The organism is Deinococcus malanensis (assembly GCF_014647655.1).
Classification (GTDB): Bacteria; Deinococcota; Deinococci; order Deinococcales; family Deinococcaceae; genus Deinococcus; species Deinococcus malanensis.
This window is the reverse complement of record NZ_BMPP01000003.1, coordinates 61,487-84,399: the sequence shown is the minus strand read 5'-3', so window position 1 is coordinate 84,399 and position 22,913 is coordinate 61,487. Positions and strand designations below refer to the sequence as shown.

Here is a 22,913-nt window from a genome sequence, read left to right as displayed (position 1 = left end):
GCAGTGACAGACTGCCTTTTCGCTGGCCAGGGCCTTCCTGCCGACGCCACCCAGCCAGGTGACCCCATCGCGGGTGTGTCGTTGGCGCGCGTCCTGGCAGACAAGACAGGTTAATGCGCGTCTACAAAGGTCAGCACGTCTCGGTTGAACTGCTCGTATTGCTCCAGGGGTGGTAGGTGCCCGGTTCCGGCATAGGTGATGAACTGCGCGCCGGGAATGCTGCGTGCCAGGTGCTCGCCGTTCTCGTAACGGACGAGTGGGTCGGCGTCACCGTGGATCACCAGCGTGGGAAGGTCCAGCCGGCTTAGGTCGCCGGTCACGTCATGCGTGCTGGTGGAGCGGAACTGCCGGGCATATACCTCCGGCGCGAAGGGATGTTCGTCGGCACCGGCCGCAATTCCTGCATGCAGCCGGGGGTTGGCGTCCATCCATCCCGGCGCGGTAATCAGGCGTGTGGAGTGCAAGGCCCGCTCCCCGGCGCTCAGGGAGAAGTCCGGCCGCAACGCCTCACGGCCCGCAGGATTGGGTTTGACATGGGTCTGGCCGCCGGCGGAGGTGGCCACCAGGGTCAGGCTGCGCAGCAGTTCCGGGTGCCTCACCGCGAGGTTCAGGGCCACGAAACCGCCCATGCTCAGGCCCACCACGTGCGCGGGGGCCGCGTCCAGGGCACGGAGCAGTGCAGCTGCGTCGTCTGCCTGGTCTGCCGTGGTGTAGTCGTCCGGGGCCGGGTCGCTGCCTCCAGTGTCGCGGTGGTCCAGACTCAGGGCCCGGTACCGCCTCCCGAAGACCGGAAGCTGTGAGCGCCAGGTCAGCCGGGTACCGCCCAGCCCAGGCAGAAACAGGACCGTGCCCTGCGGATCGGCCGGCGTCTCCTCGCTGTAGGCAATGGTTCGGCCCTGGACCTTCACCGTTTGTGCAGGAGCGAAAGCCGGCATCAGAACCAGGCCTCCTGCATCTCGGTGGTCGTGCGGTCCACGCTGGCCAGCAGGTCGGCGTGGGCGCGCACGCGGGGCAGCTCATGGGTGGCGAAGAAGCGGGCGGCGTGCAGTTTGCCCCGGTAGAAGTCGGCGTCGTCGCCACGGGCAGTGGGCAGGGCCCGGGCCGCCGCAGCCGCCTGACGAAGCCACATCCAGCCGACCACGGTATGGCCCAGCATCTCCAGCGCACTGTTGGCGTTGGCCAGATACAGGTCCGGACCAATACGCCCGGACTGCGACAGCAGCGCCTGCAGAGCCTGAGTGCACTGACTGACCGCCGTAGAGAGCGCCGTGCGGATCTCGCCCAGGCCTTCGAGGGCCTCTGAGGCACGCAGATCCGCCTGCATGCGTGAGAGCAGCACCTGCAGGCCGCGCCCACCGGCCTGGGTGACCTTGCGGCCCAGCAGGTCGTTGCCCTGAATGCCCTCAGTGCCCTCGTGGATGGGATTGAGGCGGTTGTCGCGGTAGTACATCTCGACCGGGAAGTCGCGCGTGTAGCCCGCGCCGCCCATCACCTGAATAGCGTCGCTGAGCGCGTCCTGGCTGTATCTGCTGGGCCAGGACTTCACCAGCGGGGTCAGCAGGTCCAGCAGCAGGTGGGTGTCCTCCCGCGCGTCTTCCGGGCCGGTCTGCAGGTCGTCCACAAGGCTGGAGGCGTAGAGGCCCAGGGCCAGCCCACCTTCCACGATGGCCTTCTGCCGCAGCAGCAGCCGGCGGACGTCCGCGTGGGCGATGATCGGAACGGTCGGGCTCTGGGGGTCCTTCTGGCTGGCCGGCCGGCCCTGAAAGCGCTCGCGGGCGTACTCCAGGCTGGCCATATAACCGGCGTAGCCGAGCATGACGGCGCCCATCCCAACTCCGATGCGCGCTTCGTTCATCATGTAGAACATCTGCGCCAGGCCCCGGCCCGGCTCGCCGACGAGTTCGCCGATGGTCTCGCCGCCCTCGCCGAAGTTGAGCAGGGTGTTGGTCGTGCCGCGGTAACCCATTTTGTGGTTCAGGCCCGCCAGCACCACGTGGTTGGTCTCGCCGGGAGTGCCGTCCTCCTGAATGCGGTAGCGGGGCACCAGAAACAGGCTGATGCCCCTGACACCTGCGGGCGCCCCCTGAATACGCGCCAGCACGAGATGGATGATGTTCTCACTGAGTTCGTGCTCGCCGCCAGAGATCCACATCTTGGTGCCGGTGATGCTGTATGTTCCGTCGCCCCGGGGCGCGGCAGTGGTGGTGATATCGGCCAGACCGGACCCGGCGTGCGGCTCGGACAGGGCCATGGTGCCGAACCAGCGGCCCTCGAGCAGCGGCAGCATGTAGCGCTGCTGCTGCTCGGGCGAGGCGAACACCCGCTGCAGATTGGCGTTGCCGATGGTCAGGAACGCGTAGCCGCTGGTTCCGATGTTGGCCGCCTTGAAGTGGGCCTGCACGGCCTGCATGACCACGCGGGGCAGTTGCAGGCCGCCCAGTTCCTCGTCGTGGTGGGCGCTGAAGAACCCGGCGTCCCGGAAGGCCGCCAGAGCCTGGGCCACGCCGGGGACGAGCCTGACCTTGCCGTCCACCACGTGCGGCTCGTTCAGGTCGGCCTCGCGGGCATGCGGGGCAAAGTGGCGTTCTGCGACCGTGTAGGCGAGGTTCAGAATGTCCTCGTAGATCTCGCGGCTGTGCTCCGCGAAGCGGGGACGCTGGGGCAGGGCGGCGCTGTCCAGCACCTCGAACAGCTGAAAACTCAGGTCTCGTTTGCTCAGGAAGGGGGCCATGTCGCAGTTCTCCTGGGGGAAAGAGGGAGGGGCAGGCACGCGAGTGTCCGCGCACGTCTACTTTGAACGTAAGCGTTACTATAGGCCATTCCCCTGCCGGCCCTGCCCCCCGTGCCCCGTTCAAGGAGACCCCCATGCGCGCCGTGATCTGCCAGAACTTCGACCAGCCCGAGACCCTGACTGTCCAGACCCTTCCCGATCCCCAGCCCGGACCCGGCGAGGTGGTGATCGCTGTGGAGGCGGCTGGCGTGAACTACCCAGACGCCCTGATGGTGATGGGCCAGTATCAGGTTCGCCCTCCCCTGCCCTTCACGCCGGGAGCCGAGGCCGCAGGGCGCATCAGTGCCGTGGGAGAGGGCGTCACCGGACTGCAGGTTGGTCAGCGGGTCGCGGCTTTTACGGGTACCGGCGCTTTTGCCAGTCACCTCAAGGCGGATGCCCGCGCTGTGCTGCCACTGCCAGACGCACTGCCACTGGACGTGGCCGCCACGCTGCCGCTGGCCTACGGCACCAGCCTGCATGCTCTGATCCAGCGCGGCGCCCTGCAGGCCGGCGAGACCCTGCTGGTGCTGGGGGCTGCGGGGGGCGTGGGTCTGGCCGCCGTCATGATCGGCAAAGCGCTGGGCGCGCGGGTGATCGCTGGCGTGTCCAGCCCTGAAAAAGGCGAGGTCGCACGGCAGCATGGCGCCGACGAGGTCATCGAGTACGGCACCGAGGACCTGCGCGAACGCCTCAAGACGCTGACCGGCGGCCATGGTCCGGACGTGATCTTCGACCCGGTGGGGGACCGCTATGCCGAAGCCGCCTTCCGGTCCATCGCCTGGGGTGGCCGCTACCTGGTGATCGGCTTCGCTGGTGGGGAGATTCCGCGCCTTTCGCTGAACCTGCCGCTGCTGAAAGGTGCGAGCATCGTAGGCGTGTTCTGGGGAGAATTCGCGCGGCGTGATCCTCAAACCAACGCCCGAAATCTTGCCCGTCTTTCGGCCTGGATCGCCCAGGGCGAGGTTCACCCGCTCGTCAGTGAGCGCTATGAGCTGGAGCGCACCGGCGAAGCGCTGCGTGCACTGCTGGACCGCCGCGTGACCGGGAAGGTCGTGCTCACGCCGTGACGCCCGGGGCCGAGCAACCCTCCCCAGCGGCAGTCACGTACTACACCACCGCCGAACTGGCCCGGGCCGCAGGAGTCACGCGCCGCACCGTCATGCACTACGCCGAACTGCAACTGCTCACGCCGGATCAGGTCACGGCCTCTGGCCGGTCGCTGTACGCCCCCTATTCCCTGCGCCTGCTGCGCGACCTGATCGATCTGCGCGCCCTGGGCCTGCCGCTGGAGGAGGCGCGCGACATGGTAATTCTGCGCCGGGCCACCCACAATGTCGACGGCACCTACCGGCGCGACTGGCGGCGCGAGGACATTCCCCTGGACGACGCCCGGCTGCGCGCTCTGCATGCCCGCCTCCGGCTGCTGCACGACGCCTATGACCGGCAGGCCGAGAATCTGGCCCGCTTCGACCGATGGCTGACCAAACGCTTTACCGGCGGAGACGTGCCGGCCATCAGCCCCGACGAGGCTGTGCCGGACGCACTCCGAGACTGATCCACGCGTCCCTGCGACCCTCTCAGCCAGATGGAAGGCGTGCGATCTGCCCGCAGGGAGATCGGCTCCGGGGTGGCGGGCACCTTTCCTTCATGACGGGCCGCCTCGCGTTCTCCTGGCAACGCTGCCCGCCGGCTGGAACGTGACTGATTTTTCAGTACCGGCACGTTCCGCCTACGTCCGGGCAATGAGCTTTTTTCCAAGCAGCTGAATCAGCACCAGCAAGACGGCGGAGGTCACCAGCAGTCCAAATGCCAGCTGTCCGGCCCTCTCATATTCGAGGGCCTGGACCAGATCGAACAGGTAGATGGCAGCCGTCCGGGTCTCGCCGGGAATATTGCCGCCCACCAGCAGCACGACCCCAAACTCCCCCAGGGTGTGCGCGAAACTCATGGCTGTGCCGGTCACCACTCCCGACAGCGTCAGAGGAATCACCACGAAGCGCAGCCGCTGCCAGCGGTCCAGCGCCAGAGCCCGGGCAGCGTCCTCATATTTGCGGTCCAGTCCCTCAAGCGCACTGATGTATGGCCCAACTGCGAAAGGCAGGCTGTACAGCACCGACCCGATCAGCAGCCCTGGATAACTGAAAGCCAGCTGCACACCGGTCAGGTCGGTCACCACGCCCTCGCGGCCCAGGCTGACCAGCAGGTAGTACCCCAGTACGGTTGGCGGCAGAACCAGTGGCAGGTTGATCATGGCCCGAAGGACGGTGGACCACCATCCCACCCTCCGGGACAGCCACAGTGCCAGCGGGTAGCCTGTGACAAGCAGCAATACGCTTGTCACGGTCGCGAGGTTGAAGGTCAGCAGCAGGGCTTCACGCAGGGGCGCTTCCAACTACTGCTCCCGCGGCAGGACAAAGCCGTAGCGTTTGAAAACTGCCCTGGCTTGCGGACTCAGGATAAAGCTCCAGAAACGCCGCGTGTTTTCCCCGTTTTTGATGATCACCATCTGCTGCTGCAGGCGCTGGTGCGAGCCCAGGGGAGCCAGCCAATAGTGCCCCCTCAGCGCCGCGAAGCTGGGCGCTTTCACCAGACTGTACGCAAGAATGCCCGCATCGGCAGCCGTGGACGCGAACTGCGCGGCCTGCGCAATATTTTCGGCCAGCACAAATTTTCCCTTCAGCGTAGGCTCCAGCTTGTAGGTCCTGAGCAGTGACAGGGCCGCCTGACCGTACGGAGCGTGGGCCGGGTTGGCGATGGCAATTTTGCGGACCCGGGGATCATTCAGTGCGGCCGGGCCCAGCCGGGCCACGTCAACGGAACTGCCCCTGGGGACCCAGATCACCAGACGGCCGATGGCGTAATCCCGGCGGGTTCCCCGCACGGTCAGGCCAGCGTCCTCCAGCTTCCTGGCATAGCTGCTGTCCGCACTCAGGAACATGGTGAACGGCGCACCGTTCTGTATCTGGGCCGCAAAGTTGCCGCTGCTGCCATACGAGATCTGGACCGGATCTGCCCTGGGATACGCCTCGCGGTAGCGGGCCACCAGGTCATCCAGCGCGAACTTCAGGTCGGATGCGGCAGCAATCTGAGCCGTTTCAGCCCGGACCCCACCGAAGGTCAGGGCGAGCAGGGCGGCGATCAGAACAGGCTTGAACATAACTCTCCTCGGTAGACATTCTGCCCCAGCGCACAGAATCAGAACTTCGCAGCCGCATCAGACCGTGCTCAAATCTGACACGGCAAGCGCTAATGGGTGCCCGGCTCTGAACGTGGCCCCTGATCCTTGGCGCCCCAGGATGGCTCTCCCATGACGCTCAGCAGTCTGGGTGCCTGTGAGCAAGTCTGAACCGCAGCTTCGTGGAAGGGCTGGCCACCTTGGTGTGCTGGGGAAACGACGGGATCTACAGGCTCTCCCATTCTGGTCTGGAGCCGGCACAGACCCGAGCAGAGCGCCCGCACGTAGGATCAGTCCACGGCGGCCGCGACGCTGCGGCCCGCCACCCGGCCGCTGAACAGGCAACCGCCCAGGAAGGTGCCCTCCAGCGCGCGGTAGCCGTGCTGGCCACCGCCTCCGAATCCTGAGACCTCGCCTGCGGCATAGAGACCCGGCATCGGCTCGCCGCCCTCGCGCAGAACCCGGCCCTGAAGGTCCGTTTCGAGCCCGCCCAGAGACTTGCGGGTCAGCACGTTGAGTCTCACGGCGATCAGGGGTCCGTCCGCAGGGTCGAGCAGCGGCGCGGGCCTGGCCACCCGGATCAGCCGCTCACTGAGGATTGCCCGGGCGCCACGCATAATCGCAAGCTGTGGGTCCTTGCCGGCCACGTTCCGGACCTGCAGGTCACGGGCGAGCACTTCACGTTCCACGGTTGCAAAGTCCACCTGGCTATCCCCGGCCAGCTCGTTCATGCCCCGGACCAGTTCTCGCAGGCTGTCCCGCACCACGAAATCCGCACCCTGATCCATAAATGCCTGAACCGGAACCTGTACCTGCCTGCCTGCCCGTTTCAGGGTCTGACGAACACTACGGCCGGTCAGATCCGGATTCTGTTCGGACCCTGACAGCGCGAACTCCTTTTTGATGATGGCGCGGTTGAGCACAAACCAGGTGTGTGTATATCCATGCCGTGTGATATGCGCCAGGGTGTCAAGGGAACTTGCGCCCGGGATGTGGGGAAACGGCAGGCGCCGCCCGCCCGGGTCGAGCCACAGGCTGCTCGGGCCAGGCAGGATCCGGATGCCGTGCTGCGGCCAGACCGGGTTCCAGTTGCGCAGGCCTTCGGTGTAGTGCCACATGCGGTCAGGATTGATCAGGTGGCCGCCTGCGTCCTTGACTACCTGCTGCAAGGCGCCGTCAACATGCTGCGCCACTCCCGAAACCATAAATGCCGGGGCCGGACCCATCCGGTCCTGTGGCCAGTAACGGCGAACCAGACCATGATTTCCCCCGATGCCGCCGGACGCCACGAGGACCGCCTGGGCATGCAGGTCGAAGTCTCCCACCACCACCCGGGAACTGCTTTCGCCACGCGCAACGTGCGACGGTTCGAGGATATCTCCAAGCACGCCGTGCACCGTTCCATTCGTGATACTCAGCCCACGCACGCGGTGCCGGAAGCCAAACCGGATGCGCCCGGTTGCTGCATGCTTGCGTACCCGCCGTTCAAAGGGCTCCTGGACTCCGGGTCCGGTGCCCCAGGTGATATGAAACCGGGGCACGCTGTTGCCGGGACCACTGGCCCCGGCCGCACCGCGCTCGGCCCAGCCAACCGCCGGGAACCAGCGCATCCCCATGGCGTGCAGCCACGCCCGCTTCTCACCGGAGGCAAAATCGATGTAAGCCTGTGCCCATTGCCGGGGCCAGTGGTCCTCGGGCCGGTCAAAGGCAGCGGTGGCCATCCAATCGCTGCTGGCGAGTTCACGCGAGTCGCGGATGCCCAGACGGCGCTGCTCCGGCGAGTTCACGAAAAAAAGGCCACCCAGCGACCAGTAGGCCTGTCCACCCAGATGCTGTTCGCCCTCCTGATCGAGAATCAGGACCGATTTTCCGGCGTCGGCCAGCTCGGCCGCAGCGACCAGACCGGCCAGTCCAGCGCCCACGACGATGACGTCAGCGTGTTGTGTCTGCATAGGTTCCCCCGGGACGCACAGCTTTTGATTGACAGCAGATGGTGCCTCCTGACTCTACCGGGTGGGCTCGCTGTAAAGGTCAGAAATGGAAGCGCCGCTGCATCCGGCTGCTCCCTTTTTCCGTATTCGACCTCCAGAGGAATAACTGCAAACGACGTTCTGAGGATGCCAACGACGTCCTCTTGCATAAACATGCATGTCAGGTCAGAATAGACCCAGTATAAATTCTGAATAACCATGAAGCTTTGCACATTCTTCAGAGCGCGCACGTCAATTCTGTTTTTCTGTCTCGTCATACGGGACGAAATTGCCGAAAACCTGGTGGAAGAGGAGTAGCCTCCAGCTATGCCCACAATTCAAAGAGGGCCTGACAGCGAGTCAGGTCCCAGCGCAGTGCAGGTGCTGATGGTCCGGCGTCACCTGTCCCTGCTAGGCGAACCGGACCATGAACTCCTTGAGGCGTTGGCAGACCAGGTGACCGACGCTGGTCTGATGCGTGACGTCACCCGCGCCAAAGTGGGGCTCGATCCCGAATGGCCCGACGTTCCGGTGCTCGCCTCACGGCATGGGGTTCCCCTGGCCCGGGCCATCGCCGCCGGTCGGGAAGGGTTGCGAAGGCTCTACCGGGCGCTGCTGTGCTCAGGGCAGGAAGGAGCTGGACCAGGAGTCCCCGAGGCGTCTTCCAGGCCTTCTGAGGACACCCCTCCCCGACAATCAGGTCCCTGAGCCATTGGCACGTCCAGTGGCGCCGTTGACTTTCGCTGGGCACCCTTCTGCCTTTACTGGAACCACTCAGTCCAGTTTCCGCCAGAGGGACTCCAGGTCAGCCTTCAGACGGTGGTCACGAGGCAATAGGATTTGGCGTGACGCGCCGGGTGGTCACACGCCGTCTGTCCACATCTGCAAGGGCGGGTAGCGAGGATGCATTATGCTGAGCTTCCAAAACATGTCTGGCACGGATGTCCAGGGCCGTTTTGTCTCTGATCTATGACCTCTTCTTATGCCCTGACCCCTCCCCTGGTCCAGCTGCTGGACGCCACCGCCGACGCGGTCTTCACCCTGGACGCAGCCGGCTTTTTCAGCTATGCCAACCGCAACGCGGCCGCCATGGTGAATCTGACACCAGCTGAAATCGTGGGCAGGCACCTGGAGCAGGATTTCCCGGACGCCTTCAGCCGGCGGTGGCCAGCCGAAAGCCGCGCGGCCATCGCTGAGCAGCGCCCGGTCGAATACGACGCCTTCAGCCCGTCACTGGGTACCTGGGTCCGGGTGCATATCGTGCCGACTCCAGAAGGGCTGGCCGTGCAGCTGCGTGACGTGACCTTCGTCAAACGCACGGAGGTTCTGCAGCAGCTGACCGCAGAGCTTAACCGGGTCTCGACCCCGGGGCAAGTGGGCCGTGTGCTGCTGGAACAGGCAGTGTCGTCTGCCGGCGCCTATATGGGTGCGCTGGTCGTGCCCAGCGCCGACGGTGCTTTTCTCGAGCTGCAGGACGATGTCGGCTATACGCCGGAACTGCGCGAGCGCTTCGCCCGGTTTTCGCTGGACCTCGACATCCCGCCCTGCGGCGCCGTCCGGCAGGGCCGCGCCGTCTTTGTCAGCGGCACCGAGTTCGACGAGCAGTATCCCGGATCAGTCGCTGTGCGGGCCGACCGGACACGCAGCCTCGCCGCGCTGCCGCTTTTCATTGAAGGAAAGCTCTGGGGGGTCCTGGCCCTCAGCTTCGAGGAGGCGCGCCGATTCCGCCCCGCAGAGCAGGAATTCCTGCTGAGTCTGGTGGAGCAGTGCTCTCAGGCGGTCGGGCGGACCCAGGCGGAAGAAGGCTGGCGCGTGAGCCAGACACAGCTGAGGGTGATGCTGGAAGCCGCCGGGATCGGTTACTGGGAGCTGGATTCACAGACCCAGATGGTCTGGCGCTCGGTCCGGCACGATACGATTTTCGGCTACCCGGACGGACACCCGGATTGGACCTACACCTGCTTCCTGGAGCATGTGCTGCCCGACGACCGGAAACGGGTGGACCAGACCTATCAGTCGGCGCTGGCCCTCGGACAGCCCTGGGACTTCGAGTGTCGTGTGCGCCGCGCAGACGGCGAGGTCCGCTGGATCTGGGGCCACGGCCTTGCGCTGGGTGACCACGACCTGAAGCGGGGGCACATGCTGGGGTTGGTGCAGGACATCACCGGCCGTAAGCAGGTCGAAGAACAGCTGCGCACCCAGGCCGATACCCTGGCCGCCCTCAACCGGATCGGACAGGCCCTGTCTGCCGAACTGGAGTTGGGCGCCCTGGTACAGGCTGTGACCGATGCCGGGGTGGAACTGACCGGCGCGCAATTCGGGGCGTTTTTCTACAACACCACTGACCGGAATCAGGAGACCCACACGCTGTATGCGTTGTCCGGTGCTCCGCGGGAAGCCTTCGCGGGATATCCGCTGCCGCGCACCACCGCCATCTTCGGCCCGACTTTCCGGGGTGAGGGCGTGATCCGCGTCGACGACATTACCCAGGACGCCCGGTACGGTCAGAATGCCCCATACCATGGCATGCCGGCCGGTCATCTGCCGGTGCGCAGTTACCTTGCGGTTCCGGTCGTCGCGCGGACCGGTGAAGTGCTGGGTGGCTTGTTTTTCGGCCACGGCACGCCAGGGATCTTTACCGAACGCGCCGAACGGGTCTCCCTGGGGCTGGCTGCGCAGACGGCCGTGGCGCTCGACAACGCCCGCCTGTACCAGCAGCTCCAGAACAGTCACAGCGACCTTGAGGCGCGGGTGGAAGAGCGCACTGAGCAGCTCCGGGCACAGGCCGCCGAGTTGCAGCGCAGCAATCAGGAACTGGAGCAGTTCGCCTACATCGCTTCGCATGACCTGCAGGCCCCGATCCGGGCGGTCACCAGCTTTGCGGGACTGCTTGAAAGCAGGTACAGCGCACAGCTTGACGAGCGCGGTCAGAAATACCTGACCCAGATCGTGTCCAGCGGCCTGCATATGAAACGTCTGGTGGACGACCTGCTGGCCTTTTCCCGGATTCATACCACGCAGCACAGCCTGGAACCGACCGACACCCAGGCGGTCTTCGGGGAGGTGGCCGCGAGGCTGGCGCAGGATGAAAGCCTGACGACCCCACAGATGACGTTCGATCCGCTGCCTGTGGTGCTGGCCGACTCCCGCCAGTTTGATCAGCTGCTGCAGAACCTGATGACCAACGCGCTGAAATACCGTCGTGAAGGGGTGATCCCCAGTGTTCACGTATCTGCGGTGCGCGACGGCGACCTGTGGCGCTTCGCCGTTCGGGACAACGGAATAGGTATTGCGCCGGAGTACTTTGGCCGCATCTTCGAGATTTTTCAGCGACTGCATGGGCAGGAGCAGTACAAGGGGACCGGCATCGGTCTGGCCGTCTGCAAGAAGATCGTCGAGCGGCATGGTGGCCAGATCTGGCTGGAATCGACGGTCGGGCAGGGCACCACGTTCTTCTTTACCCTGCGCGCGGCGTGAACGTGAGCCTGGAGAACGCCAGGGCAGTGGTTCTACCTGCACCTGGTCACCCGGTATGCCCGGTCGCCGTTCAATATTGCCGAGAAATCCCCTTTGACGCCGCCGAACGTTCATCCGTCTGCCTGGGGTCGGCGTTACGGTAAACGTATGTCCGCGCCTGTGCACATCCGGGTTCGCCGCGTCACCGATTCCTCCGACCCGGCGCTGGCGGCGTTCGGTCAAATCCAGGAACGGAGCTACTACGCCCCAGACATGCTGATTCCTCCAGCTGCGTTTCCACATATGGTGGCGGCCGGCCGGAGGGGGGAGCGCCGGGACCGCATCCTGGTGGCCGAGGACGGGCACGGGCGGGTGCTGGGGGGTACGGTGTACCACCTGCTGCCCGAGGCGGCCTTCAGTTCCTTCCTGGCCGTTTCCCCTGAGTGGAGGGGCCAGGGTGTCAGCCGGGCCCTGCATGCTGTCCGGCTTCACGAGGTCCGCGACTCAGGCCTGGGTGGGCTGTTTGCCGACAGCGTCTTTGCCGGCCGGCAGCCGGCAGAGGACCGCGAAGCCGAGGCACGGACCGGCACTGACGCGGTGATCCGTCGGCGGGCGCTGCATGCTCTGGGTTACCGAACTGTGGATGTGCCGTACTGGCAACCTGTCGGCGGCCCGGACGGCGGTCCCCTGGCCGATCTGGACCTCCTGTATCAACCGCTGGACGGCGCCGGAACAGTGCAGACCGCGCTGGCGGCCTCCACCCTGCGCCATTACTGGAGCACATGGCTGGGAGCGTCCCGGGCCCGTCAGGAAGCCGAGGCTCTGGCCGAACGTGCCGGAACCTATACACTACGCCTGCTTCCTGCCGTCGAAACTCCAGGTTACTGGCAAGTACCGGACACACAGCGCCACCTGCGCTGAAGCCTGGTTTCTGCAAACCTTCTCAGGGAACTGGACCTCATCGCGTCTGGACCAGAAGGGAAAAGCACACAGTCCAGGAACGTGCCCGGTCCTGATGCCCGGGCGGAGGGCCCCAGGCCAAGATCAAGCGGCCCTTGTGAAATCTGTCGGAGTGGCACACCGAAGACTTTTAGCCTGAGCGTGCCGGCACCGGGTTGGGAGGACTTCTCATTCACTCTTGAAAACAGGAGTCCAGATGAAGCCGATGTTGTCCCGTTACACGCTGATGGCACGGGTCTGAGTCAGTTGGACAAAGACAGAGGCAGGGTCCTGACCGGCCCTGCTTTTTTCTGGTGGGCGGCGCAGACGGTCAGGAGTGGCAGCGATGATCCCTGCCATGATCGTTCTCCCAGCACCGCCGGACCGGCGGTAGTTGATCTGGTGATTGCCCGGTCAGCCTTCGAGGTGAGCCGCCTTGGCGTCAACTGCGATTGACCGGCACCGAGCTGGTTCATGGCCATCCAGGTACCGGGAAACAGCGGTACCACGGTGAGCCGGACGCGCCGCATTGCCTGTGGGGCTGTGCACCAGTCAACACTCTTGTGGCCTCGCTCTCAGAACTGGGTGCTGCTGGCAGGCTGCGCCCTGCCGAACAGATGCCCCTGGCCCAGATCACAGCCCAGCTGCCGGAGCACACGCAGCTCGTCCGTCGTTTCGATGCCTTCGGCGATGGCCTCCAGGTTCAGGCTGCGTGCGAGGCCAAGAATGGCCTGAACGACGGGATACGTGGGCGACGTCTCACTCAGACCCGATACGAATGACCGGTCAATCTTCAGGATGTTGATGGGCAGCCGCGGCAGGTAGCTGAGGCTTGAATAGCCGGTTCCAAAATCGTCGACTGAGATCCACACGCCCAGGTCGCGGAGCTGGCGCATTCGCCACACCGATTCTTCTACCTGCCGCATCACGACCCGTTCGGTCAGTTCCAGCTCAAGCTGTTCTGCGGGGAACCCGGTCTCCTGCAGGCACCGGGCCACCGTCTCGACGAAGTTTTTGCGTTCAAACTGCAGGGCGGAGACATTAACCGCAACCCGGAGCCGCGGATGCCCCTGGGATTGCCAGACGACGCCCTGCCGGCACGCCTCCCCAAGCACCCAGGTTCCGATGGACTCGATCAGGCCGGTTTCCTCGGCCATCGGAATAAAGCGCTCCGGCGAAACCGGGCCGAGCTCGTGGTGATGCCACCGGACGAGGGCCTCGACGCCGGTCTGGAGACCGTCACTCAGCCGGACCTGTGGCTGATAGTGCAGCTCGAAACTGTTGTGCTCGGCCGCCTGCCGCAGAAACGAGGAAAGCTGGAAGCGCTCGTAGGCCCGCCGGTTCATCTCGCTGCGAAAGACAGCAAAGTTCGTTTTGCGGGTTTTGGCATGGTACATCGCCAGGTCAGCGCTTCGGTGCAGCGTCTCGGGGTCGCCGCCTCCTTCCGGAGTCAGCGTGATGCCGATCGAAGCACTGACCCGGATTTCCCGGTCAAGCACCTGAAACGGATGCGAAAGTGCCTCCGTGATGCGCCGGGCCACCTCCAGGGCGTCTGCTTCCGCCGCAAACGGGAGAATCATGGTGAATTCGTCGCCGCTGATGCGCGCCACGGTGTCGCCGTGCTGAACACACTGCCTAAGGCGCCGGGCAATTTCCTGCAGGACCTGGTCACCCGCCTCGTGCCCAAGGCTGTCATTCACGCTTTTGAAGTTATCGACGTCGATAAACAGCACGCCGAGCTCGCCTTCGACGTGCCGCGCCGCATCCAGAGCCCGGTGAAGGGCCTCTTCGAACAGCTGCCGGTTGGCCAGCCCGGTCAGCGTGTCGTGCTGCGCCTGGTACCTGAGCTGCTCGGCCAGATGATGATGTTCGATGGCGACCGCCGCGAGGTGGCGCGCCTTGTCCAGTGCCCGCAGGACTTCCTGAGCAAAGGTCCCGGGAGCCTTCGCAAACAGGGTGATGGCTCCCAGCACCGTCTGGCGCCCGTCCTTGATCGGAAGTGACACGCAGGCACGCAGTTCATACGGCGCCAGGACGACACGCCACCCGGTAGACGACGGGTCAGTAGCGAAGTCCTCCACGGTCACGGGGTCTCCGCCCAGCACTGCGGACCCACAGAATCCCTCCTGTTCGGCGACACCGTTCAGGGCCAGACGCAGTTCGGCCTTCAGGCTGGGCGCGGCATAGACTGACAATCTGCCGCGGTGCCGCAGCAGCACCGCGCACACATGCTCCGGTGCCTGGGCTTCGACCATCAGCGCAACCTGATGAAGGATGTCCGGTAAAGGTCTGCCCTGCACTGTCATCTCCAGGATGGCGTTGCGGTCCTGCTGAGCCTGTTCCTCGGCCTTTGTGGCGGAGATATTCTGCATCAGCACCGTGAGACCGCCGGAGTGGGCATAGATTTTGAGCCTCAGCCACACGTTCAACGGGGCGTAGTGCGTTTCGAATTCTCCCTTGCCTTGCGACTCGATGGCCGCCCTGGCCAGCTGATGAAACTCACTGTCCATAGCGTCTGGAAACAGATCCCAGATAACGTGCCCGATCAGCTCCGCAGCCGGCCGCTGGACCAGCCGCTCTGCCGACGGATTGAGGTAGGTCAGCCGCCACTCGGTGTCTATGGCAAAGAATGCTTCCTCGATCCTGGAAAGAATGGAGGTCATGTGCGTGGCCTTGCGTGTGGCCTGCTGCTGCGCCTCCCGCAGATCGGTCAGGTCCCGCGCTGTCAGCAGAATCTGTGCCGGTACTCCGTCAGTGTTCCGCAGGGGGGTCATGACGATGTCCCAGAAGAGGCTGACACCCTGTGAGGTCAGGCTGGTGGCCTGGACGTGTGCCTTCTCTCCTTGCCGGACGCGCTCCATGGCCCGATCTATCTCAGGCCGGGAGTCGTGGGACCAGAGGCCTGACCCTGTCACGGCGTCAAACGGCCGGTCCCCCGCGGCCGCCAGCATCTGACAGCCACGGTCATTCACCCACAGCACTTCTCCGTCAAGGCTCAGCACCTGAATGCAGTCCGGGCTGTTGGTCAGAAGGCCCTGGGTGAACTCCACTTGGTCACGCAGGTGGTCCTCCGCCTGCTTGCAGTTGCTGATGTCCTCGTGGATGATCACAGCGCGGCGTTCCTCGCCGAAGGCCGTGACCCGCATCTGGAACCATCGGCGCTCCTCAGGCGCATGACAGGGGTACACATGCGTGTACACACGGCGGTGCCCCTGCATAACACTCCGGATGCCCTGTGCCACAGCCTGCGCTTCGGGCAGCATGCTGGCGTCGCAGATCTCCAGGTAGTTCACGCCCACCGCAGCATTGGGCATCCTCAGTCCATTCGCCTCGCCAAAGCTGGTCCAGGCGGCATTGACATCCAGGATGACGCCGTCCTGGTCAAGGATCGCCAGAGTGGAGGGTAGAGCCTCAAAGGCCTCCTGGTACACCGTATTCGCACGACTCAGAGCCATAGTGGTTCCTCCCGTGTTCCGATCCCGACCAGGACGGGCACACGGCGCCCCCTGGAGTTTCAGGGTGATGGGTTCAGAATAATCATCCTGCTGGCTGGTGTGCGGCAGCAGGTCTGACTCTGCCCACAGTACGAGCCGTGACCTCCCTGGCTGGGCGCGAACGGGTAGGCGTGCTCAGATGCTTTTTTATTGAAATGGCCTGGACCATGGGAGGAGGTGGTCACCTCAGGGGCGATAAGAACAGCTGCATCCGAATCTGAGACATCGGCGGCTCCTGGACCTGCAGGGCTCGTTTGAGAGCAACCGTTGTGCAGAACGGTCCGGAACCGGGGCGGTCACATGACTGGACCTCATCTGCACGTTTCGTGGTGACGAAACTGACCGATGCGTGGACAGGAATTACTTCCTTCCCCGGATTGAGGGTTCGTTTACCTTGACTTGGGTAAAGGTTCAAGATCAAAGCTTCTTTATTTGTCTGCCACATCAAATGCCGCCTGCCGGCGGAGGATGACTTCATGAACCCTGCCTTCCCGCTTCTTCTTGTTGAGGGCAACAGGACCGACCGGCTCCTGCTGCATAAAGCCCTCAGCAAGTGTGGCTACGCGCTGGATGCGGTGATCTGTGCATCTGCCGAGGAAGCTCTGCATTACCTGGAGACCGCTCCGCTGCCATCCATGGTGATCGCCTCGGTTGCCCTGCCCGATATGGACAGTGAAGCATTCCTGCAGCGGCTGGACCTGCATCCCCAGTGGCGTTCGCTGCCTGTGGTGCTGTGGGGCCGCCGCAGTGAGCTGCAGTCGCATTCCGGCCACCGCCAGCTGTTGACGGGGCTCAGCCTACCGGTGATCGAAAAGGGTGAAACCCTGGGCGAGTACATCAGCGGCCTGTCCGAACTGGTCAACGAGTGCATGCCACAGCGCCTTTCGGCCTGAGCAAGAGATATCGCCCGGCCTGTGCCCTTTGGGCCGCTATGAGAAGACATTTGGGGGTAGTGCTGAGACTCAGCACCACCCGGTCTTTAGGCCCGGCGTGTATGGAACGCAAAAAACCTTTTCCGCTCAGCCACGCAGTGGAGCGCCGCACTGTCTCCTTGCTCGGAAGGAAGTTGCATCACCAGTATCCGCAGCCTGCAGGCGGAGTCAATGACTGCCCGTCAGCGCCCACTTCGGTCACGGTCTGCGTCCCGCCCCTGAAAGCTACCGTGATGTGAGTTGGACTTCCAGGCGCATCCCGTTCCAACGCCACTTGAAATGAAGCTCACAATTCACTGTGGCAGGATTCTGAGGTGGTCTGTCCTTAGGGACGCGGCCCAAAGGCAGAACGTGAATAAGGAAAATGCCTTCACGAACCGGGATTCACCGCTTATTTCCACCGATCTTCACCGGACGGTGTCTATCACGACCCCGATCATCGCCTTCGCTTTTCTTGCCGCCATCATGTCCGATATCCGTACCGGGCAGGAAAATTCTTTCGACCGCCTGGCCCACCCGCTGATGTTTACCGTGCTTCTGGGCCTCGAGACTCTTCTCCTGATCCGGCCCCGCTCCTATCCTTTCGTGACGGCTACGATGCTGCTGGGCAGCAGCGCTTTTTTCCTCAGCAAGCTGGTTGCCCTGCTGTTCTTCCCCAGTCCTGGCATGAATGTGCCCGCAGAATTTACCGAGTCCTTTGTCTGGATTCCCGGGGTGTACCTGCTGGCCTTTTTCACTACCCGCCTCGACCGGGCCCGCCTGAGCGGCCGTCTGTTCGTGTTGCTGTTCCTGCTGACGTCCCTGGCGTTCGCGGTCAGGAGCTGGCCGGTGTGGGATCCGGTGCTGCTGAATGCCCTGATTCAGCTGAACCTGGCGAACTGCACCCTGTTTGTCCTGTCCGGAATCGTGTACCGCTTTGCCGGTCATCACGTACAGACGGTGGCCCACGCGCAGACTCTAGAACATCTGGTGTACGTCGACGCCCTGACTGGTCTGCCCAACCGCCGTCAGCTGGAACGCACCCTTCAGGAGGCGACAGCCGCCTCCACAGACACCCACTCCACCAGTTTCAGCCTGCTGAGCATTGACCTTGACGGCTTCAAAGGCGTCAACGACAGTCTTGGCCACGAAGCGAGTGACCTTGTGCTCAAGGAAGTTGCCGGCCGGCTTCGCGGCGTGTGCCGGGCCCGGGATGTGGTGGTGCGGATCAGTGGAGATGAGTTTGCAGCGGTCCTGCTGGAGAGCAGGGAATACGCAGCCAAGCTGGTGGCATTCAGATTTCTGGAATCGCTGACACGCCCGGTTCACGTGGCCGGCCGGTACAGGTCAGTGCCAGCGTGGGAATCAGCATGTTCCCCCACGACGGAAGGGACGCGCAGACCCTGCTGCGTCACGCGGACCGGGCCATGTACCACGTCAAGCAGAACGGGAAACGGGCGGTGCAGTTCTTCGCCACGACTCCTGCCGTTTCTGGCACACGCCACGACTGACCCGGCACGTGAAGTCGGCGCGGTGCCTTGCAGTTACGGCGCTTCTAGGGCCAGCCGGGCCTGCTCCAGATGGCGCCTTTCCTGATCCGCCGCCTCCTGCTCGCCGTGAAGCTCATGCCAGTGGATCAGATCCATCCGGCTGTCCAGGTCCAGTGGATCGGCGGTAATCAGCACGCGCAGGGCGTCGCGCCTGCGGGCGTCTCCGGCCGGCTGGGCACTGGCATGAACACGCAGGGCGTCGTGGAGCAGCCGCTCGGCCTGTTCGCGTTCCTCGGGTAACTCTGTCGGCAGGTCGGGAAACACGCTCAGTGGCGCCGTCATGGGCCTCAGCAGCTCGGCCAGGCGCGGGGTGTCCGGCCCGCTGAGCGCTCCGCGCAGCTCGTCGAGGTCGCTGTGCACCGGAAAGAGCATCGAGACCTGCCCACGTTCGGTCCCGACCAGGGGAGTGCCGAAGACGCTGCGCAGGTGATACAGGGCAGTCTGCAGACTGGCAACCGGGTTCTTGGCTCCTGGCCAGAAACGTTCGGCGAGGGCCTCACGGTTCTGGGGCCGCTGGGCCAGCGCCAGGGCCATAAGCAGTGCTGCACTCTTGCGGGTCGGAAAGTCGGCCAGTTGCAGGGTCCGTCCGGCGTGCTGAACCCGCAGCGGTCCCAGCGCCTGAACCCGCAGAGGAAACAGGGCGCGTGTCTCAGCGTCGCGGGCCATGCCGACGAGCGTGCCTGCCGCGCGGCTGCTCAACAGGGGCAGGTAGCCGTGGGTGCGGATCAACTCCAGGGCCTCGGTGAGGTCGTCGGGTTCACCACGTTCCAGCAGTGCAGTGGCCAGTTCCAGCCGGGCCTCTTCCTCCCGGGCCTCGGCAATCACACTGCCCAGGTCGCCCTGTCCCTGCAGGGCCGCCTCCAGATCCGCGCGCAGACCCAGCTGCCGCGCCTCTTCCAGGGCTGCGGCGGCCCGGTCAGGGTCACCACTTTCGCGGTAAGCCCGGGCCAGCAGCAGCGCGGTTTCAGCATGCAGTGTACGGTCCGCGGTCTGGATCTGGCCCAGCCAGTGCAGCGCCTGCGGGGGCTGCCCCTCATGCAGCGCCAGCAGCGCCTGGACCCGCAGAGCCCACCCGGCCACTCCGCTGTCGGACCCAGGGGCACGAACCAGAACCTGCGCCGCGTGCAGCTGCGTCTCGGCACTGCCAAAGTCACCCAGCGCCGCGTGCACCTCCGCCAGATTGAGGTGGGTCATGGCCGCGTCCCGCGGCTGCCCCGATTGCAGGATGAGGGCCTTGGCATAGGGGGGCAGCGCCTCACGCAGCAGGCCACGTCCGAACTGCAGCCCCCCCAGCGTTTCGAGACTACGGGCCTCGCGCAGAGGATCTCCTGCGGCCCGAAAGGCGGCAACGGCCCGGCCCAGGCTGAGCTCCGCCTCGGCGTGACGCCCGGTCTGAATCAGCAGCAGGGCGCGGTTCTGGCTGGCTTCACCAGCCGTGACCCCGCTGCCTCCTGCAGCTGCCTCAAAGTCGGCCAGAGCACCTTCGGTCAATCCCCGCATGGCCCGCACCACGCCCCGGGCATTGTGCACCGTGGCCACCAGAGACTCCGGCAGCCCGCCCAGCGCCTGCGAATACAGGGCGTCCGCCTCGTTCAGGTCCCCGGTACTGCGGGCCAGCAGTCCGGCCAGGTACCGCGCGGCCGGCGACTGGCGCCAGTGGTCCGGCACACTGGCCAGCTGAGAGCGCAGGTTCGCTTCTCCCTGGCCGGCGCGGGCGGTATAGGCTAGCAGTTGCAGATGTTCGTCCCAGGCCTGCGCCGTTGCCAGCGTGGTCAGGGCCGCCGTGGTGTGGCCCGCCGCCTGAAGTGCTTCTGCCGCACGGACCGCCGGCCCAGGGGCGGGGACCGGGCACAGGGCACGCCGGAGCAGTTCCGGGAACGCCCAGCCTCCCGGTGCCGGCCACAACCACCCCTCGTCGCTGAGGATGTCAAGGTCGGCAGGTGCAACGTCCAGAGCCTGCGCCACCGCCGGAGCAATCAGGGCAGCGTTGGCCAGCTGCATGGCCGACCGCCGCAAAGGCTCGGGTGGCCAGTAGGGAGCCAGCAGTACGCTGATCAGTGGATGCCGGTGCAGTTCCTCGACGGCTGGAAGTCCGTCCGCTCCCTGCTGGGCGAGCAGGCGAGCCAGAATCTCCAGTGCAGCCGGCCATTGTCCAAAGGCCGCGTAGGCCTGCTCTCGCCACTGCGCCGGACTGCCTGCCAAGGCAGCAGTCCATTCGTCCGCGTCGAGCTGAAGGTCACCCACACCAAGAACCAGTGCCGCGTGATGTTCAGGGTCCAGGGTGCGCAGGTCCGTGTGCGTGGTAGGAAACCACACCCAGCGCCTGTCCCGGGGTCCCGGCGACGCCTCCAGGATGGCCCACCCGGCTGCACGCGCCCAGTCCCGCAGGATTGGATGGCCCGCAGCCACCCCCACCGGAGCCACCACCCCGTGCTGTTCTTCATGAAGACGCCCTCGCAGCCGGGCAGGCAAGGTGTCCATCATTCCACTATATCTCCGTGTGTGACGGTATTTTCGTAGCGGCTTACAGTCTGACGGCAGCTTCACTCTTTCTTAAGAAGAAGCGGTATTCCCGTTTAAGGGGCTGTATCTGAAGCCTTTTTGAGCTTTTTTTGAGACTGGAACGCTCTAATAGCTCTACCGTAATGTCCCTATCTCTGCTCTCTTCCACTGTTCTCCCAGGAGCCGCATGATGAAACAGCTCACCGCGTACAGCCTCGGTCTCACTCTTCTCCTTGCGTCCTGCGGCCAGGGCACCCCCCAGGTTTCCGCCCCGGTCGCCAGGCCGGGAACCGGTGGCTCACTCGCGGCTCAGGGCAACACCCTGAGTGCCTGTCAGGCGCTGTACGCCACTGCGCCCAGCCGGGTACAGGTGGACAGCACCATGCGTTACGGCGAGGTCGGCACCCTGATTCTGTCCTTTGTGGACGATGCGAGCAAAGGCCGGGCCATCACCTGGATGGATTCGAACCTTGAGGTGGATCTGGGCAATGGCCTGGGGGCGCTGACCCACCTGCCCATGGTGGCTGTCCGGACCCTGGTGACCCCCGAACTGATCCAGGCGCTCGAAGCCAATCTGCCGGGCCTGCAGTCGATCTACCGGGACGCCCCGCTGCACTACAGCCTGGCGGAGAGTGTCCGGTTTATCGGAGCAGATACTGCCCAGAGTACCTACAGCGTGACCGGCAGAGGTGTCGGCGTGGCGATCATCGACTCCGGGGTGGACGGAACCCACGCCGACCTGGACCACGTGGCGAACAACGTCAAGCTGGCTGGGTCGGTCACCGACACACCGGTCGGAGGTGCGCTGTACGTCGAACTGCCCAACACCGACACCAGCAGTGGGCACGGCACCCACGTCGCCAGCACCATCGGGGGCAGCGGCGAGGCATCGGCCGGCAGCACCCGGGTCCGCCGTGGGGTGGCTCCCGGGGCCACCCTGGTGGGCGTCGGTGCAGGCGACGGCCTGAGCATCCTGTATGCCCTTCAGGGCTTTGACTACGTGATGCGCCCGGAGGTCCGGGATACCCACAACGTGCGGATCATCAGCAACTCCTGGGGCTCGAGCGGCGAGTTTGCTCCCTACAATCCCATCAGCCTGGCCTCCAAGCGCGCCTACGACGCAGGAATGATCGTGGTCTTCGCCGCAGGTAACGAGGGCCCCGGCGCCGATACCCTCAACCCCTATTCGGCCAGTCCGTGCGTGATGAGCGTGGCAGCCGGGGATAAGAAAGGCGCCCTGGCCAGCTTCAGCAGCCGTGGACGTGCGGGGGACGCCAACGTGCACCCGGATGTCACGGCTCCTGGAGTCAAGATCAGCGCGGCGCGGGCCCTGACCGGGGTGGCGGCCACCACCGTGCCGGATGTGGACAACGCCCAGTACTCCACCATCAGTGGCACCAGCATGGCCACGCCGCATATCAGTGGTGTGGTCGCCCTGATGCTTGAGGCCCATCCAGGGTTGAACCTCGACAGCGTGCTGAGTGTCTTCAAGAAGACCAGCCGCGCGGTGTACGACACCAGTTCGGCGGTCGTCCGGCAGCGCGAGGAGTGGGAAGTGGGCTACGGGTACGTCGACGCCCACGCCGCTGTGCGGGAAGCGGCGCGGCTCAATCCCAAGCGCACCACGGTCGAGACCACCGCCCTGCCCGGCTGGACCGGCACCGTCAGCCCGGCCGTCTGTGCTCCTGGGGTGGACTGCGCGGTGAACGCCAGCGACAGCCACACCATCAGCGTGCCAGCGGGCAGCAGCGCCCTTCGGGTGACCACCGAGTGGGGCAATGCGGCATTCGATCTCGACCTGGACGTGTACGATCCGGCCGGTCAGCTGGTCGCCTCCAGCGCTCAGGGCGTCAGCACCGGTGAGGCCGTCGCGGTCTCCAACCCCGTGGCCGGAACATGGACTGTGGTGCTCAAGGGCTATCTGAATGCTGCCACCACCTACACCGGCACGGCAGAGGTGGACAAGGTTGTCGTGCTGAAGTAACACCGCACTTGATTTGCAGGCCCTGTCTCACCCGGCAGGGCCTGCTGTGTTGAGGATGCCGTAGCCTGGACTCATCATGGCGTGGGGGTCAGGGCTTCTAAGATGAGCCCAGCTCAACTTGGCGCGGCCACGGCTGAACATTCCACCCCGTGTTTTACT

15 protein-coding genes are annotated in these 22,913 nt (G+C 64.9%); 8 read left to right on the top strand and 7 right to left on the bottom strand.

The genetic code is table 11. The features are described 5' to 3' along the window. Positions 1–110 precede the first annotated feature (110 nt). Both IEY49_RS04420 and IEY49_RS04415 read right to left on the bottom strand, forming a co-directional pair. Entirely contained in the window at positions 111–935 is an 825-nt protein-coding gene (locus IEY49_RS04420; RefSeq protein WP_189004967.1) for an alpha/beta fold hydrolase, read from the bottom strand. Next, positions 935–2,731 (bottom strand): acyl-CoA dehydrogenase, encoded by a 1,797-nt coding sequence (locus IEY49_RS04415; protein WP_189004966.1) that lies wholly within the window; start codon positions 2,729–2,731, stop codon positions 935–937. Before IEY49_RS04415 ends, IEY49_RS04420 begins: the two co-directional genes overlap by 1 nt. Positions 2,732–2,865: 134 nt before the next feature. Here IEY49_RS04415 and IEY49_RS04410 point away from each other — a divergent pair, with 134 nt between their 5' ends. Continuing rightward, the gene (locus IEY49_RS04410) at positions 2,866–3,840 is read left to right on the top strand and encodes an NADPH:quinone oxidoreductase family protein (protein ID WP_189004965.1); all 975 of its coding nucleotides are present in this window, start codon (positions 2,866–2,868) and stop codon (positions 3,838–3,840) included. Then, on the top strand, positions 3,837–4,328 hold the full coding sequence (locus tag IEY49_RS04405; RefSeq protein WP_189004963.1) for a MerR family transcriptional regulator: 492 nt from the start codon (positions 3,837–3,839) through the stop codon (positions 4,326–4,328). Before IEY49_RS04410 ends, IEY49_RS04405 begins: the two co-directional genes overlap by 4 nt. A gap of 174 nt (positions 4,329–4,502) precedes the next feature. Here the strand turns inward: IEY49_RS04405 and modB are convergent, their stop codons facing one another. The 3 genes from modB to IEY49_RS04390 form a co-directional block, all read right to left on the bottom strand. Next, positions 4,503–5,165, bottom strand: a complete 663-nt coding sequence (modB, locus tag IEY49_RS04400) for a molybdate ABC transporter permease subunit (protein ID WP_189004961.1) — start codon at positions 5,163–5,165, stop codon at positions 4,503–4,505. Then, entirely contained in the window at positions 5,166–5,930 is a 765-nt protein-coding gene (modA, locus tag IEY49_RS04395) for a molybdate ABC transporter substrate-binding protein (RefSeq protein WP_189004954.1), read from the bottom strand. Positions 5,931–6,238: 308 nt separating this feature from the next. Beyond that, the gene (locus tag IEY49_RS04390) at positions 6,239–7,900 is read right to left on the bottom strand and encodes an FAD-binding dehydrogenase (protein ID WP_189004952.1); all 1,662 of its coding nucleotides are present in this window, start codon (positions 7,898–7,900) and stop codon (positions 6,239–6,241) included. Between the two features lie 345 nt (positions 7,901–8,245). Here IEY49_RS04390 and IEY49_RS04385 point away from each other — a divergent pair, with 345 nt between their 5' ends. From IEY49_RS04385 to IEY49_RS04375, 3 genes are all read left to right on the top strand, one after another. Next, positions 8,246–8,626, top strand: a complete 381-nt coding sequence (locus IEY49_RS04385; RefSeq protein WP_189004950.1) for a hypothetical protein — start codon at positions 8,246–8,248, stop codon at positions 8,624–8,626. A 261-nt stretch (positions 8,627–8,887) separates the two neighbouring features. Next, positions 8,888–11,395 carry a GAF domain-containing protein gene (locus IEY49_RS04380; RefSeq protein ID WP_189004948.1) on the top strand — a complete coding sequence of 836 codons (2,508 nt, stop codon included), beginning with the start codon at positions 8,888–8,890 and terminating at the stop codon, positions 11,393–11,395. A gap of 147 nt (positions 11,396–11,542) precedes the next feature. Beyond that, positions 11,543–12,295 carry a GNAT family N-acetyltransferase gene (locus IEY49_RS04375; RefSeq protein ID WP_189004946.1) on the top strand — a complete coding sequence of 251 codons (753 nt, stop codon included), beginning with the start codon at positions 11,543–11,545 and terminating at the stop codon, positions 12,293–12,295. Positions 12,296–12,888: 593 nt separating this feature from the next. Here the strand turns inward: IEY49_RS04375 and IEY49_RS04370 are convergent. Beyond that, the gene (locus IEY49_RS04370) at positions 12,889–15,768 is read right to left on the bottom strand and encodes an EAL domain-containing protein (RefSeq protein ID WP_189004944.1); all 2,880 of its coding nucleotides are present in this window, start codon (positions 15,766–15,768) and stop codon (positions 12,889–12,891) included. 515 nt (positions 15,769–16,283) lie between these two features. Here IEY49_RS04370 and IEY49_RS04365 point away from each other — a divergent pair. Then, positions 16,284–16,700: a response regulator gene (locus IEY49_RS04365; protein WP_189004942.1), complete on the top strand. Its 417-nt coding sequence runs from the start codon at positions 16,284–16,286 to the stop codon at positions 16,698–16,700. Positions 16,701–17,090: 390 nt separating this feature from the next. After that, positions 17,091–18,314, top strand: coding sequence for a GGDEF domain-containing protein (locus IEY49_RS04360; RefSeq protein ID WP_229780624.1), 1,224 nt, complete (start codon positions 17,091–17,093; stop codon positions 18,312–18,314). Here IEY49_RS04360 and IEY49_RS04355 read toward each other — a convergent pair. Then, a complete protein-coding gene (locus IEY49_RS04355) occupies positions 18,263–20,749 on the bottom strand; it encodes a transcriptional regulator (protein ID WP_229780623.1) in 2,487 nt (828 codons plus the stop codon). The genes IEY49_RS04360 and IEY49_RS04355 overlap by 52 nt on opposite strands. Positions 20,750–20,960: 211 nt before the next feature. On the opposite strand from IEY49_RS04355, the gene IEY49_RS04350 reads away from it, so the two are divergent. Then, positions 20,961–22,754, top strand: coding sequence for a S8 family serine peptidase (locus tag IEY49_RS04350; RefSeq protein ID WP_189004940.1), 1,794 nt, complete (start codon positions 20,961–20,963; stop codon positions 22,752–22,754). Positions 22,755–22,913 lie beyond the last annotated feature (159 nt).